This is a genomic window from Shewanella sp. CG12_big_fil_rev_8_21_14_0_65_47_15, assembly GCF_002783505.1.
GTDB lineage: Bacteria > Pseudomonadota > Gammaproteobacteria > Enterobacterales > Shewanellaceae > Shewanella.
Genome location: NZ_PFGL01000006.1, coordinates 57,146 through 71,094 on the forward strand (window position 1 = coordinate 57,146; position 13,949 = coordinate 71,094).

General features: G+C 46.5%; 12 protein-coding genes and 2 pseudogenes. 8 read left to right on the forward strand and 6 right to left on the reverse strand.

What is annotated here, in order from left to right:
• Nucleotides 1-94: 94 nt before the first annotated feature.
• Nucleotides 95-1,069: pseudogene (locus tag COW15_RS02350) on the reverse strand (PLP-dependent aminotransferase family protein); the annotation flags it as partial.
• On the opposite strand from COW15_RS02350, the pseudogene COW15_RS02355 reads away from it, so the two are divergent.
• The 4 genes and pseudogenes from COW15_RS02355 to COW15_RS02370 all read left to right on the forward strand — a co-directional run.
• Nucleotides 1,062-1,583, forward strand: a pseudogene (locus COW15_RS02355) (cytochrome ubiquinol oxidase subunit I); the annotation flags it as partial. The pseudogenes COW15_RS02350 and COW15_RS02355 sit on opposite strands and share 8 nt — an antisense overlap.
• Before the next feature lie 55 nt (nt 1,584-1,638).
• Nucleotides 1,639-2,646, forward strand: a complete 1,008-nt coding sequence (gene cydB, locus COW15_RS02360) for a cytochrome d ubiquinol oxidase subunit II (protein ID WP_293629565.1) — start codon at nt 1,639-1,641, stop codon at nt 2,644-2,646.
• Between the two features lie 61 nt (nt 2,647-2,707).
• On the forward strand, nt 2,708-2,842 hold the full coding sequence (locus COW15_RS02365; protein WP_084789167.1) for a DUF2474 family protein: 135 nt from the start codon (nt 2,708-2,710) through the stop codon (nt 2,840-2,842).
• A gap of 466 nt (nt 2,843-3,308) precedes the next feature.
• On the forward strand, nt 3,309-3,695 hold the full coding sequence (locus COW15_RS02370; protein ID WP_293629569.1) for a GreA/GreB family elongation factor: 387 nt from the start codon (nt 3,309-3,311) through the stop codon (nt 3,693-3,695).
• A gap of 561 nt (nt 3,696-4,256) precedes the next feature.
• Here COW15_RS02370 and COW15_RS02375 read toward each other — a convergent pair.
• Nucleotides 4,257-5,036 carry a helix-turn-helix transcriptional regulator gene (locus COW15_RS02375; RefSeq protein ID WP_293629570.1) on the reverse strand — a complete coding sequence of 260 codons (780 nt, stop codon included), beginning with the start codon at nt 5,034-5,036 and terminating at the stop codon, nt 4,257-4,259.
• 198 nt (nt 5,037-5,234) lie between these two features.
• Here COW15_RS02375 and COW15_RS02380 point away from each other — a divergent pair, with 198 nt between their 5' ends.
• On the forward strand, nt 5,235-6,125 hold the full coding sequence (locus tag COW15_RS02380) for a DMT family transporter (RefSeq protein WP_293629571.1): 891 nt from the start codon (nt 5,235-5,237) through the stop codon (nt 6,123-6,125).
• A 142-nt stretch (nt 6,126-6,267) separates the two neighbouring features.
• A complete protein-coding gene (locus COW15_RS02385; RefSeq protein ID WP_293629573.1) occupies nt 6,268-7,899 on the forward strand; it encodes a methyl-accepting chemotaxis protein in 1,632 nt (543 codons plus the stop codon).
• A 159-nt stretch (nt 7,900-8,058) separates the two neighbouring features.
• Here the strand turns inward: COW15_RS02385 and COW15_RS02390 are convergent, their stop codons facing one another.
• From COW15_RS02390 to COW15_RS02405, 4 genes are all read right to left on the reverse strand, one after another.
• A complete protein-coding gene (locus tag COW15_RS02390) occupies nt 8,059-8,526 on the reverse strand; it encodes a hypothetical protein (protein ID WP_293629574.1) in 468 nt (155 codons plus the stop codon).
• 83 nt (nt 8,527-8,609) lie between these two features.
• Nucleotides 8,610-9,455 carry an FAD:protein FMN transferase gene (locus tag COW15_RS02395; protein ID WP_293629575.1) on the reverse strand — a complete coding sequence of 282 codons (846 nt, stop codon included), beginning with the start codon at nt 9,453-9,455 and terminating at the stop codon, nt 8,610-8,612.
• Entirely contained in the window at nt 9,452-10,006 is a 555-nt protein-coding gene (locus COW15_RS02400) for an FMN-binding protein (RefSeq protein ID WP_293629576.1), read from the reverse strand. The genes COW15_RS02395 and COW15_RS02400 overlap by 4 nt, the downstream gene beginning before the upstream one ends.
• Nucleotides 10,007-10,112: 106 nt before the next feature.
• Nucleotides 10,113-11,021 (reverse strand): DUF6662 family protein, encoded by a 909-nt coding sequence (locus COW15_RS02405; RefSeq protein ID WP_293629577.1) that lies wholly within the window; start codon nt 11,019-11,021, stop codon nt 10,113-10,115.
• A 557-nt stretch (nt 11,022-11,578) separates the two neighbouring features.
• Here COW15_RS02405 and COW15_RS02410 point away from each other — a divergent pair.
• Both COW15_RS02410 and COW15_RS02415 read left to right on the forward strand, forming a co-directional pair.
• Nucleotides 11,579-12,907 (forward strand): Na+/H+ antiporter NhaC family protein, encoded by a 1,329-nt coding sequence (locus tag COW15_RS02410; RefSeq protein WP_293629578.1) that lies wholly within the window; start codon nt 11,579-11,581, stop codon nt 12,905-12,907.
• 128 nt (nt 12,908-13,035) lie between these two features.
• Nucleotides 13,036-13,764 carry a 23S rRNA pseudouridine(2604) synthase RluF gene (locus COW15_RS02415; RefSeq protein WP_293629580.1) on the forward strand — a complete coding sequence of 243 codons (729 nt, stop codon included), beginning with the start codon at nt 13,036-13,038 and terminating at the stop codon, nt 13,762-13,764.
• The last annotated feature ends 185 nt before the right edge of the window (nt 13,765-13,949 follow it).

Below are 13,949 nucleotides of genomic sequence, written 5' to 3' on the forward strand. Positions count from 1 at the left end.
GTGCACTACATCCAAGCTAACAGATGGCCATCTAGAAGTCTAAATATTTTTAGTTCGCAAGCTAAATGGCTACAACGGCTCACACTTTGGCGTATCAATTCGGGGAGTGATATAGGAGTTGTGCGAGCACTTTTACCGCACGCACTATCTCGACTGAACAATCATAGGAGGCATTAATGCGCATAAAATGGCGAAACTCTGTTTGATTACTAAAGAGATTCCCCGGTGCGATACTGATCCCTCGCTCAAGCGCGCTATGATATATCTGCGTCGCATCCATATGGGCAGGTAATGCCAACCAGAGAAAATAACCGCCCGGCTCAAGGTTCACACTCACGGACTCCGGTAAGTGAGCCCGCAGTAACTGATACATGGCAAATTTGCGATCCGCTAAGGTGTGGCGTAAACGCTTTAAATGACGCTCATATTGGGGCGACTGAATAAAATCGGCGATGGCCAGTTGCATAGGCGCACTGGTTGAGAGGGTCGACATTAACTGCAACCGTTGCAATTGCGGGGCATGCCGCCCCGCGGCGACCCAACCGACCCTATACCCTGCGATCAAGGATTTAGAAAAAGAACCACAATGCAGCACGCAGCCTTGGGTATCTAAGGCTTTAATCGGCCTCGGCGCACTCGAACCGACATAAAGCTCCTGATACACATCATCTTCAATCAGGCTGACATTATGCTCACAAAGTAGTTGATAAACCGCCTGTTTTTTCTGTTCCGATAAACTACAGCCTAAGGGATTTTGATGCAGGCTCATTAACCAGCAGGCTTTGACAGGATAGGTTTTAAGCACTTCGGCCAAGGCGTTAAGATCAATCCCTTCGCGGGGATCCGTCGCGACGGCAATCGCCCTCAGTTTGAGGCGTTCAATGGCTTGCATTGCGCCATAAAAAGCGGGCGATTCAATCACGACCCAATCCCCTGCCTGAGCCAAGGCCGCTAAGCTCAAGTTCAGCGCTTCCATCGCCCCCGAGGTAATCAAAATTTCATCGGGCGAGACGCTCATGCCTAGCTTGGCATAACGTTGGGAAATCGCCTTGCGTAACCCAGCATTGCCCGATATGGATAGCCAAACCAATCATTTCAGCTTGGAAATTCCGGGATTAGCCAGTCTGATTTTAAAACACGATATAAGCAAGCAAGTGCCAGCACTCACAGAGTTTCCTGCCGAGGATTGGCCCAATGTGCCCTTAGTCTTTTGGAGTTTTAGGGTGATGGTGGGCTTAGGTGTACTGATGATTTTGGCTGGAGTCTGGAGCCTCTATCTTAGACGCAAGCAAAAGCTATACAGCAATCCCCTCTTCCTGCGCTTTGTGCTGCTGTTAGGTCCAGCAGGATTAATCGCGACCCTCGCGGGCTGGTTTACTACTGAACTTGGCCGCCAACCTTGGGTTATCCAAGGGTTAATGCGCACTCAAGATGCCGTTTCATCCCACAGTGTGTCTCATTTAAGCCTCAGCCTGATGATGTTCGTTATCTGTTACTTCGGCATTTTTGGCGTGGGATATAGCTACATGATGCGACTCATTAGCAAAGGGCCTGTAGCGCAAGGGATTGAAAACCATGAATAACAAACCAGGCATTTTATCTTGTCTCTCGATTAAACAACCCATTTAAAGGCACACCATGGAATTCGACTTACCCCTGATTTGGTTTGGGATCATCATCTTTGCCACACTCATGTACATAGTGATGGATGGCTTCGATCTTGGCATCGGCATCTTATTTCCCTTCATCCATGATGAAGACGATAGGGATGTAATGGTCAACACCGTTGCGCCAGTGTGGGATGGTAACGAAACTTGGCTAGTACTGGGTGGGGCTAGCCTACTCGGCGCCTTTCCCCTAGCCTACGCCATAGTGCTCGAAGCCCTGACCATTCCCTTGCTGATCATGCTGCTCGCCCTGATTTTTCGCGGCGTTGCCTTTGAGTTTAGGTTTAAATCCAGCGCCAAGACTAAACCCTTTTGGGACACGGCCTTTATGTTCGGCTCGATTATTGCCACCTTTGCTCAAGGCGTAGTGCTCGGCGCATTTATCTCAGGTATTTCGGTAGATGGACAAAGATTTAGCGGTAGCAGCTTCGATTGGTTATCGCCTTTCTCACTCTTCTGTGGCTTTGGGCTGATGCTGGCCTACGCGCTCCTTGGCGCAACTTGGTTAGTGAAGAAATGCACAGGCACTCTTAAAACGACTATGCAGCAGATCGCTAAAATCCTCGCTATCTGCCTGCTGATGAGCATAGGAATCGTCAGTTTATGGACGCCCTTCGTACAGCCCAATATTGCCCTGCGCTGGTTTAGTCTGCCGAATTTATTCTATTTTGCGCCTGTACCTCTGCTGGTATTGCTCTGCACTAAGGCGCTGATCCGCGCCTTAAATACTCAAGATGACTATCGCCCCTTCTTGCTAACGCTCGCGTTAATATTCTTAGGCTTTAGTGGCTTAGGCATCAGCATCTGGCCACATATTATTCCACCGACTATCAGCCTATGGCAGGCGGCCGCACCCGAGAGCAGCTTAGGCTTTATGCTCATCGGCGCACTGATGATTATTCCACTGATCTTGGCCTACACCTTTTGGAGTTATTACGTGTTTCGCGGCAAATTCACCAAGGATGTTGGCTATCACTAAACACGACTTAATGCAGCCGATATCGACTCGGCTGCCAGCAACACAAACTTAGGATCTCGCTATGACGACTCAGACTTCATCTCTACCCAAGCGGCTCGGCTGGTTACTGCTGATTTGGTGCACCAGCGTCAGTTGCCTACTACTGGTTTCCCTGTGCCTTAAAATATTGCTGCAAGGCGCAGGGCTGACGACCTAACCGAACAATATTCAACCAAAAAAAATAAATTTATGCGGTAACAAATCTCTAAAAATTAGCGGCATTTTAATGCGGTAAGTTTTATTTAATCGGGACATCAACACAAACCAGTAATAATGCCGACTGACAAAAAACATGAGTTGATTTATTTTTTTAGTTGGCCTATGGTATCGACAGTTTATTAGTCATTAATCATCAAGCAAGCTAAATGATTAATTTAGCCTTATTTTGATATGGAGATGTAGCACTATGTTTAAAAATGCATTTTCATCCATCACTTTTAAGCCATCTTCTTTTTTGCTGAATAAGCTTCATTATTTAGCCAGCTTCGTGCGCCTTTCACTTAAATTTCCAGTTTAAGCCGAGTGCTACTCGCACTCGGCAGTCCATCTCTTATTTTTTAATTTATTGCTTCAACTTTTATTTTGGAGCATGGCAGTTATCTAGCTCATATTTTGGGGTAGTTATGTTTTATTCTTTTTTTAGCAATCTATTTCAGTCTTTTATGTTGAAAACTGAAACCTATTACCTGCAAAACAGTTTTAATGCCTCACTGCGCCCGACTTCATTAGCCGCAGTGATTGCAAAACTGGATCAACTCAAAAGTGAAGAAACCCTAGATAAAGTGACGGTTGGACGAGAAATTTTACTGGTTAATCAACAGGACCAGCAGGAATACCGTATCGAGCTGGTGTATCCGCCAGGGCATAAACCCAGAGCAGGACGCTACTCGGTGATCTCTGATCTCGGCGTCAGCCTGCTCGGACGCACTAAGGGCGAATATGCCGAAGTCAATATTCTAGGTAAACCCGTACTGTTTATGATCAAGGATATCGCCATTTGTAAGAAATAAGTTAGAGGGAAAAATAGCATTTTCAGAATAAAGCATGTTCAAATTTCAGTGGCAGCATGCTTTTAAATCGCTATTTGCGGCGGCATTTAGCATAAGCAGAATATAAAAGCAGGAGAGCATTATTTTGAAGTTATTAACAGGCCGCGGAATGAATTAAAGCCGATGGCCCAATATCAGAACCTCTTGACTATTTACCGAGTATGGCAGCGCTTATGTAAAAATCATCCAGGGGTGAAAGTAAATTATGGGTCATCGACTTTTTACCATTCAACTTTATCGACAGATAGAGTTGAATAAACTATCGATGGGAATGCGGCGCTACACTCGATAGTCTCATCTTATGAAGTTTCACTTTACTGAGTATCACTTTGCTGAGTTTAAGTTCAGTTAGGAGTATTTGTCATGAGTAAAGAAAAAGCGAAAAAACCGCCGATGAAAACCTTAAAAGAGAAACGTCAGGATAAACGGAATCGACAGAAAAACTCCGATTAATCCCTGTGTAAAAATCCCTTACATCCTCTCTTTATTTGCAATGGGGTACGGTACTACCGTTCCCTATTTTTAGGCCAGTTGGCGGCGATATTGCTCGGGCGAGTATTGGGCGTATTTTTTAAACATCACTATATAGGGCGATGTTTGGTTATAGCCTAAGGTCAGAGCGACCTCCTTGATTGCCAATCCCTCACGCAAGAGTTGTAACGAGTAAATAAACTTATGCCGTTGTCGCAGCTCGGTAAAACGCATCCCAAGACAATCTTGGCAACGCCGCGCCAGAGTGCGCTCCGTGGTATGCAGTTCACTGGCCCAGGTTTTAAGGCTCTTTTGGCTGGCGGGATCGAGTTCGAATTGCTGCAGAATAGGTTGCAACAATTTATCGGTACTCGAGGGTAAAAATTGCGGCTGCGCCTGTCCTAAGATCAGTTGGTCGATTAACACCTCAACCAGACGTTTATCCGCTTCGCCCTCAGCCACCCGGATTTGCCGCTCCCTCAGGTCATTCACTATCGCCTGCGCTATGGGGGTGACCGCCAGCAGACAGGTCTCATCCGGAAAAACACCCGCACGATTTGCCACTATGTTCATCGAGCAATAATGGATACTGCGCCGAGTGTAGCTCTCATGTTCAATCCCCGCAGGCACCCAAATCGCATATTGGGAGGGCGATAAAAATCGCTGCCCGGCGGCATGTAGCTCCATAATACCGCCGCTGATCAACTGCAATTGCCCCCAGGCATGGCTGTGTTTTGGGGTGATGGTATTGGGCAGGAAGGCTTCATAGTTAAAGAAAATATCCGCAACAGGCGCTTGTTCCGCCCTGAGCGGATGATAAACGGGACGCATCTGTACTCCAACAAAGGGCTGGCTCGATTCGAGACATAGACAAAAGCTCAATCCTAGGAATGATTGTCCGCCGACGAACTGACATTGTCTTTTAAGCGATATTTATATCATAAAAGACCAAGGATAATAGCAGTCAATCTATGATATCGGGTTTATGCCGCTCGGCGTAAACCCGTCCTCACGCCAATTAAGTGACCTATGCTGTATTTATTTCCCCTACTCGCCGTCGTGATTTGGGCGGGCAACGCCATTGTAAACAAGCTTTCCTTTGGGATTATCGCCCCCGAAGCCATTGCCTTTTATCGCTGGTTTTTTGCCATGCTAGTGCTAACGCCTTTTATGCTAAAACCCGTCTGGCGCAAGCGTAAAACGATTGCGCCATTACTGCCCAAACTCGCTACCTTAGCCTCCTTAGGCATGGTGTTAAACCAAAGCCTTGCCTACTTTGCCGCAGCAACCACAACCGCTACCAATATGGCCTTAATCAACTCGCTGGTACCTATGGTAAGCTTGTTTTTGGCCGTACCTTTACTCAAACAAAAGCTGACGCCCTGGGTCTTTGGTGGCACAGTGATTTCGCTATTGGGTTTAGTGTTTATGCTAAGCCACGGGGATATGGCCAATCTTGCCATCGGCGTGACCCAAGGGGATTTATTGTTACTTATCAGCGCCTTTGTGTACGCGCTTTACGGTGTGTTGCTCAAACGCTGGCAGCTCCCAATATCGACGTGGGAGTCGGTGTATATTCAAGGCATTATTGCCGTATTGATGCTAACCCCGTTGTTGTTTAGCGCGCCCAGTATCGCCATTAGCAGCCAAGCCGCACCGTTAATTCTCTACGCCGCCCTTGGCGCCTCACTCATCGCACCTTGGGCTTGGATTAATGGCATCAGCAAGTTAGGTGCCGAGCGAACCAGCATTTTCTTCAATTTGATGCCGATCCTCGCGGCCATCCTAGCGGCGATCATTCTGAATGAAACTTTAGCCATATATCACTACTTAGGCGGCGCTATGGTCATCTTTGGGGTGATGTTAGTGCAGGTAAAACCTAAGCTGAAACCCACAGTTCCCATCGCCTGCACCGAATAAATCTCTCTCCTCAACGCCCTAAAATCTTGGGGCGTTTTCTTTAATGTTGCCAATAACGGACTTTTCGCTGACTGCTGCAAACACCCAAATAGCGACTAAGCTATTTAATAAGTCGTTTTGTCAGAGAGTTATGGAGAGTCCCATGTTTAATAGCATTCGAGTAAAGTTTTCGCTGATGTTTGCCATTATGGCGACAGCCTTGATTGTGATGGCAATAACCGATGCGATGCAAAGCCGCACCACCCTCAAGCAAATGCAGGAGTTTAGCCAATTATTTAACCCTGCAATTTCGGCCATTCTCAACGCGGATCGGGACCTCTATCAGGCCCAACTGAGTGAAGAAGTGCTCCTTCGTCCCGATCTCAGCGGCGACAATCGCAAGAGTGAGATAGACAACTGGCAGGAAAACGTCGACCAAGCGCGTGATCGCATGGGGGAGTTTAAACATTACCTGCAAGAACACTTAGAAGTCATACAATCCACCAGTGGTTTTGAGGCGCAGTTTTCGCTCTGGTATCAAGCCTCATCGGAAGTCATCAACGCGGTAAAAAATAATAACTTTGAACTGGCGAGACAACTCCATGAAAACAAATCTAAAAAAGAGTTTAAAGCCCTAAGAAACATCTACAATGCCGCCGGTGAAGCCGCCGATAACCGCGTAAAAGAACTGGATTTACAAGCCTCAGAGCAGGCCACTACCCAAACCCAAATTTCCGTCACCATTGCCACCCTTGTCGCTATCGTTGCCCTAGTGATCGCCTACTTTGGCCCCAAGATCATAGTCAACGCGATTCAAGATATTACTAACCGAATTAATGATATAGTCGATGGCGACGGAAACTTAACCCAGCGAATTCCCATTAATCGTCAAGATGAAATTGGCGAACTGGCCAATGCCTTTAACTTGTTTGTGGCTCAACTTCAGCAGATGGTGATCGCCATTATCAGCCAGACCAAAGATGTTAGCCAAACCGTTGAAAACCTTGCGACTAAGTCTGCCACCACAATCAACATCAGCCACGAGCAGGAGCAGTTTGTCGATACCATAGTCACAGCGGTAAATGAAATGAGCGCCGCAGTGCGTGAAGTCGCCAGCAACGCTCTGCATACCGCCACCGAAATCACTAAGGTCAACAACCAAACCATTGAGGGTAAAAATATCCTCACTCAATCGGTTAACCATATTCAGCAACTGTCTGAATCAGTTAAAAATGCCGTCACTGTAATTGAAAAACTCTCAGTCAACTCGGCTAATATTGCCTCAGTGCTGGATGTGATCCACGCCATCGCCGAGCAAACCAACCTGCTCGCCCTCAATGCCGCCATTGAGGCGGCCCGTGCGGGCGAACAGGGTCGTGGTTTTGCGGTGGTCGCCGATGAAGTGCGTACTCTGGCGAGCCGCACAGAAACCTCGACCCAAGATATTCAGCGGATGATTGAAGAGTTACAACGGGGCGTCAATGATGCCGTGAAGAGTATCGAATCAGGCGCCAGCCTGACCACATCGACAGTCACCCTCGCCAGCCAGACCCAAGAGGCATTAGATGAAATTCTCAACTCCACCTCTAAGGTCAGCGAGATGTCGACTCAAACCGCGACCGCAACTGAAGAACAAACCCACGTAACCGAAGAAATCAATCGTAACTTGACTGAACTGTCTGATAAAACAAGATATTGCAATATGGTGATCCAAGAAACCCAGCAAATCGTCGTCAACACTAAAGCCATTTGCAGCGACCTACAAAAAGAAGTGGCGCGATTTAAAGTCGCTTAAGCTGACAGGTTGCTAACGATACATTGTTAACGACAAGCGGATAGTGACAGCAATAAATAGTGGAAGCTAAGGGAGTGCCCAATAAGGCACTCTTTTTAAATGTGTTTTTTAATAGTTTTTTTAATCGAGTTCAGTTTAATTGGCACTTTGACGCATCACTTATCTTATCCCTTGTCGCCAGAGGGATTGTTGGCGGATTTTACGCCCATGGTAATAATGCCAAGCAAAACCTGAAAACAATAACATCCCCAAAAGCGTATGCAATAAACTGGCGAACAACTGGGCAGACTCTGAACTCAAGTAGTATAGTCCTACACCCGTTAACGCTAAGGTGATAAGGCTGAGCGACATAACTAAGCCACTCCTATAATTCAATTTTTTACGCCACCCAGCACGAATATGACTGTGCCAGAGTGCACCGAGTAACATCAACAGTAACCAGCCTAACAACACGTGCATCACCACGGCAGGTAACCGCAGCTCACCGCTGAGGCCAAAATCCACATCCCACTGCAATTTAAACTCCATTACCCAAGGTAGCATAAACAAGCCTGTGAGCGTGGTGACGCTAATGGCAAGTATAATTAGCCAAAAGAACCAATTTGGATAGCCAGTTAATTTCTTCATAGGAAAATGTTATACACCCGAATCTTTGTTGCTCCTTCGGTAAAAAAGCCTGAAAACTCCAGCTAATCACACCCAAAGACACATTATTCAAAACTAATTAATCGACCACCTAAGTGGATAATTTTTTCAGCGGCCGAGTCAGGATTAAGATAGCCAGCAACCTTAGTCAACGCATCGGCGCGCCAAGCAAAGGGGGCACTCACACTGACAATGCGCTCGCTTTCAGCATCGATACTCACATCGGCAACATTGCCCGTTGGCAGCAATAACGCAGGATAATCGCGGCTTAAGGTTTGTGAGACCCGCGAGCTGGCCAGCGCCATATTGCTAACACCAATCTTTTGGCTCAATCCCAATGGGCCACGGCAGAGTACATTTAGAGAGGCAGTGCCAAAGACTTTTAAATCGCCACCGGCATTGACCCAACCACCGCTGACACCCGCACGGCGCAGCTCACTGACCGCCATATCGACCGCATAACCTTTGGCAATCCCGTCTAAAGTTAAGATGAGCGGCCTAGCGAGTCGCACTTTATTCTCTTTTATTTCAATATCTTGCCACTCACCTTGTAATAACAAAGGCATACCAAGATAGGCAGGCAAGGCACCGCGGGACATCATTTCACCGCCGACGGTGCAATTGAACAAGTTATTGCTCGCCTTGCCTAGCCACTTAGCTAACTTGAGCACCCGTAAACTGTCTTGGCTTACACTAATCCATGTTCCAGGCTGACGATTTAACTGATTTAACTCACTGTCCTGCTGATGAAAACTCAGCAACCGACCAATATGCGCCACACGCGAAAAAGCCGCTGTAATCGCGGCTTCTAAGGCTTTATCCTCAAGTGAGATCCCACCGCCTTGATCTGGCAGTGACTCGGCGGCGATTTCCACCAGAGTCCCGAGTAAAGGTTTAGCGCGGCGGATCACGATAATGCCGACTGTGACAGGAAGAGTTGATGGATCACCAATAAACGCTTCACGCCATCGAGCAAATTACGACAACTCAAGGTCGCGCCACTGATATTGGTGACATCCTCATCCAGTTTAAAGGGATCGTTCAGTGTTTTACCGTGGAACTGCTGGCGCCAACTGGCTTCGCGCACTTGACCTCCATGGGTCTCACGGTAACTCAATACTTCTAAACCCAACACTTCACCTTGGGGGCTAATCCCCACGGCATAGGTAATGTATTCATGTTTACCGACCACATCATCGACCATAAACCAACCGAGGAACTGTCCGTCCTTTTCAACTTTCCAAATCGGCTGTTGATCTTGACGCTGACGCACGCCAGATACGTCCTTGATCTGATCTTTAGCATCAGCACTCAGTAAGGTAGGTCGTTCGCTAAATACGGCCGTTTGATCAAAAATCAATGCCTGCGCCTGTGCAACCGTTAAATAATCCGCACAAAAGGCCGGAGCGGCCACGACGACCATGGGCATAAACCACAAGCTATTCCAATATGTATGCGCCATATCAATACCTAAATTAATCAAATACGTTTAAATGCAGACCATCCTTGGCAATAACAGTGGCTGTACAGTGCAATTAGCTCTCTGCAACAGCCCCAATGCACCTTAATCAAAAGTTAAATGCAACCTTCAATCTAATTTCTTGTTCCGTCTTTTCAATCAGATGCAAGCTAGTATCTTGCTGGCCTTCATACTGCTCACCGCCGCCACTTAACTGGGGTAACCAAGTCAGGGTCGCCCACCAATCGGCACCGCCGTAATGCAATGAAGGACCGGCGAAGAAGGACCAACGCTCCTGACCTACCTCAGTTTCAAATTCAGTTTCAAACAAGACTTCGGCGCTGACAAACCAATTGGGGGCGAAACGATAGCTTAACCCTGTGCCCATTTTCAATTCCAGTTCCATCTCTGGATCCGTCGACCATTCGAAGTCTTCTGGCAGATTAGCGATAGGCGCACGGTCTGCATAGGTTGATTCCATACCTAAGTTCCCCACCCAAATCAGCTCGCCTTCTAGCATGTATTTTTGAGTTTGCAGACCAAGATCTAATGATAAAGTATCTTTATCTTGGCCTGAATGCACATCAATCCAGTCATAGTCAAAAGACGCCGTCATCGATAGACCGATATCGTCCTTCGCTGGACTTAAAAACATATAGCTTAAACCAACTTCGGCACCTGAGGATTTAAAATCAATTTTTTTCTCTGCGGGCAAATAACCATTGATGATCAACCCATTGGTATCCAAGGACATAAACTTAGCAGAGGCTGACACTGCAAGTTTATTGGTCAGTCCATACTCCAATTCAGTTTCGTAGTTAATGCCTCTGTAGGTACCTTGACCCTTATCATTGCGTAGGGTGACTTTTTGGTAGAGTTCGATTGCATCCTTGGGCATGGCTTCTGCGCCTTTGACATAACCGAATAAATCCTCACCCGCGACCGCAACTTGGCTTAGCCCCAAAGTAAGCAAAGAGATTGCAACAAGACTCATAGTGTGACGAGAAGATGTGCGCATTTAAACAAAGCTCCAAAGAGTTATTAACATAATTTGGGGCGATTCTATTAAAGTCTCTTATCTAACGCAAATCATTATCATTAGTGTTTTATAAAAGTGTATGCGGTTAATGTATTTTTACATTTAAAAACAACAAATTAAAAATTAAGGTTTAATTAATATTATTTTGCTATGGCATCGAAATGGTAGTACCGCACAAGCAAACCTAGCCGATTAGCTCCAGCACCGCAGCAGTCAACTTGCTTTGACGCTATTTTATTCAGTTGCAAACTACTCTAAATCATATTAAAAACCACTAGTTCAATCTCAGTAAAAATATGGAACATATTGATTATAAATTAAAATGTAGAATAAACTTTATCTTATACAACCTATTAATAACCTAGCGATCACAATGGAAGTAAAAACATCTAGACGTCTAAATTGACAGGTTGATGGGGATCAAATATGCTTTGCCTCAAGTTGCTAGGATACGATGCCGAAGCGACACTACATTTAAGCGAGTTTGACTGCTAAGGATCCTGCAGAAAGAACTCTAAGCGAAAGAGAGATAACATTTGAGCAATCCAGCAGCACAGCACAGCCCGGCATCTTTCATTGCCCTGTTGCCATTATTGGTTTTCCTTGGTCTTTTCATTGGCGCGGGTGTGTATTTCCAAAGCCAAGGTGTCGACTTCGCCTTCTATCAATTACCGAGCGTTATCGCCATTTTACCTGCGATTATTCTGGCGTTGATTTTATCAAAACAGAAATTAAATCAATCGATTGATACCTTTATAGGCGGTATTGGTCACAGCAACATTATTGCTATGTGTTTGATTTATTTATTAGCAGGCGCCTTCGCAGCGGTCGCAAAAGCCACAGGTGGCGTCGATGCCACCGTTGCTCTGGGTTTATCACTGATCCCATCAAACCTGTTGTTACCCGGGTTCTTCGTGATTGCAGCCTTTATCGCCACGGCCATGGGCACCTCAATGGGTACCATCGCCGCCGTGGCGCCGATTGCCTTAGGTGTGGCTGACCAAGCGCAAATTGACTACGCCCTAATGGCGGGCGCTGTTATGTCTGGCGCCCTATTCGGTGACAACTTATCGATTATTTCCGATACCACTATTGCAGCCACCCGCACTCAAGGCTGTGATATGAAAGATAAATTCCGTGAAAACCTGATTTTCGCTATCCCAGCATCACTGCTAACTTTAATCGCCTTTGTATTTGCCGGACAAGGCCAAGCAGAATTAGCGACGCAGAACATCGATCTTATTAAGGTCATTCCCTATCTGACCATTTTGATCTTAGCCGTGGCAGGTCTGAACGTATTTGTGGTCTTAACTTTAGGTATCTTATTAGCGGGCGCTACGGGTCTATTTACTATGGATTACGGCGTGATCCAGTTTGGTAAAGATATCTATGCTGGCTTTAGCAATATGCAGGAGATTTTCATTCTGTCTATGCTGGTCGGTGGTTTAGCGGCACTGATGCAGCAGCAAGGTGGCCTCGCCTTTGTGAGCAAACAGATTGAAAAGCTGATCACGCGCTTCTCAAAGGCACAAGGTGAAGCCTCATGCCGCGCCGCAGAACTGGGTATGGCTGGCATAGTCGCAGTGACTAACACTTGTGTGGCCAACAACACGGTTTCTATCGTAGTGACCGGTGATATTGCCAAAGACTTAGCCGAGAAACATGGTGTAAGCCCCAAACGTGCCGCCAGCGTCCTCGATATTTTCGCCTGTATTATCCAGGGGTTAATTCCCTATGGTGCACAAGCACTGTTAATCGCATCGACCTTTAGCATCACACCGCTAGCGGCGGTGTCCTATGCATGGTACTGCATGATCCTCGCTGCCGTGGCGATTGCGATTGTAATTTTCCGCAAGCGTCATTGATAAGTCACACTGTTCTTATCGCGTGTTAAACAGCAGGTTGAAATAGCTAATTAAGATGCCGATAAGTACAATTGAAGGAGCCGAATTCGGCTCTTTTTTATGTTTAAATTCATCAACCTTGGATTGATATGCGCCTCGCAAAGTACCTCGCCCAGTGTGGCATTGGCTCACGCCGTGAAGCCTGCCGTTTAATTGAGGCCGGGCGCATCACACTCAATGGCCATATCGCCCGCCACACAGTTCCCATCCGTTTAGACGAACTATTAAACTGCCTCGACCGTATAGAGCTTGATGGCTCGCCAATCACTAAAACTGAAACCCTCGCCTACTGGATATTGAACAAAGCCGTGGGCACAGATTGCCGCCTGTTGGAGCAGGAAGAAACAAGCCTTATACACTTGCTTCCCGAAGCGCCAAGACTCTATCCCGTCGGCAGGCTCGATAAAGATTCCCGCGGCCTGTTGCTGTTAACTAATGATGGCGAGCTGACCCATCAACTGATGCACCCCAGTTTTGCCCACAGCAAAACCTACCATGTGCGCCTCGATAGGCCATTCACCGATGATTTTGTTGAACAAATGGCCAGTGGAGTGCGTTATAAAGATCTGCAAACCCAGCCCTGCCACGTTCGTCGTCTCAGCTCGGACAGCTTTGAAATTGTGCTGACTCAGGGCTTAAATCGACAAATTCGTCACATGTCCAAGGCGCTCGGGTATCGCGTTATCGATCTTGAGCGCGTCGCCTTAATGACACTGAATTTACGCGAATTAGCATTGAGAGGGTTACAAACAGGTCAAATGCGGCCATTAACAGAATCGGAAATTACCGCCCTTAAGGCGGTATTGGTTACAGCATAAATATATCTAAACTCATTTTTAAAACAAGCGATTAAACATAAATCCGCAACATTTTACGGACTAATATCATCCCACATTGCCTATAAAAAAAATTTATGCCTGCCCGGTTATTTTTGGTTATTTTCGTCAGAACACAAAACGATATTGCTCCCCAAAATGGCCGCTAGATTTTTCCTGACCAAAAA

Excerpts from the sequence above, each read along its gene's own strand:
- cydB (WP_293629565.1), top strand. The coding sequence starts at position 1,639 with ATGGAATTCGACTTACCCCTGATTTGGTTTGGGATCATCATCTTTGCC.
- COW15_RS02365 (WP_084789167.1), top strand. The coding sequence starts at position 2,708 with ATGACGACTCAGACTTCATCTCTACCCAAGCGGCTCGGCTGGTTACTG.
- COW15_RS02370 (WP_293629569.1), top strand. The coding sequence starts at position 3,309 with ATGTTTTATTCTTTTTTTAGCAATCTATTTCAGTCTTTTATGTTGAAA.
- COW15_RS02375 (WP_293629570.1), bottom strand. The coding sequence starts at position 5,036 with ATGCGTCCCGTTTATCATCCGCTCAGGGCGGAACAAGCGCCTGTTGCG.
- COW15_RS02380 (WP_293629571.1), top strand. The coding sequence starts at position 5,235 with ATGCTGTATTTATTTCCCCTACTCGCCGTCGTGATTTGGGCGGGCAAC.
- COW15_RS02385 (WP_293629573.1), top strand. The coding sequence starts at position 6,268 with ATGTTTAATAGCATTCGAGTAAAGTTTTCGCTGATGTTTGCCATTATG.
- COW15_RS02390 (WP_293629574.1), bottom strand. The coding sequence starts at position 8,526 with ATGAAGAAATTAACTGGCTATCCAAATTGGTTCTTTTGGCTAATTATA.
- COW15_RS02400 (WP_293629576.1), bottom strand. The coding sequence starts at position 10,006 with ATGGCGCATACATATTGGAATAGCTTGTGGTTTATGCCCATGGTCGTC.
- COW15_RS02405 (WP_293629577.1), bottom strand. The coding sequence starts at position 11,021 with ATGCGCACATCTTCTCGTCACACTATGAGTCTTGTTGCAATCTCTTTG.
- COW15_RS02415 (WP_293629580.1), top strand. The coding sequence starts at position 13,036 with ATGCGCCTCGCAAAGTACCTCGCCCAGTGTGGCATTGGCTCACGCCGT.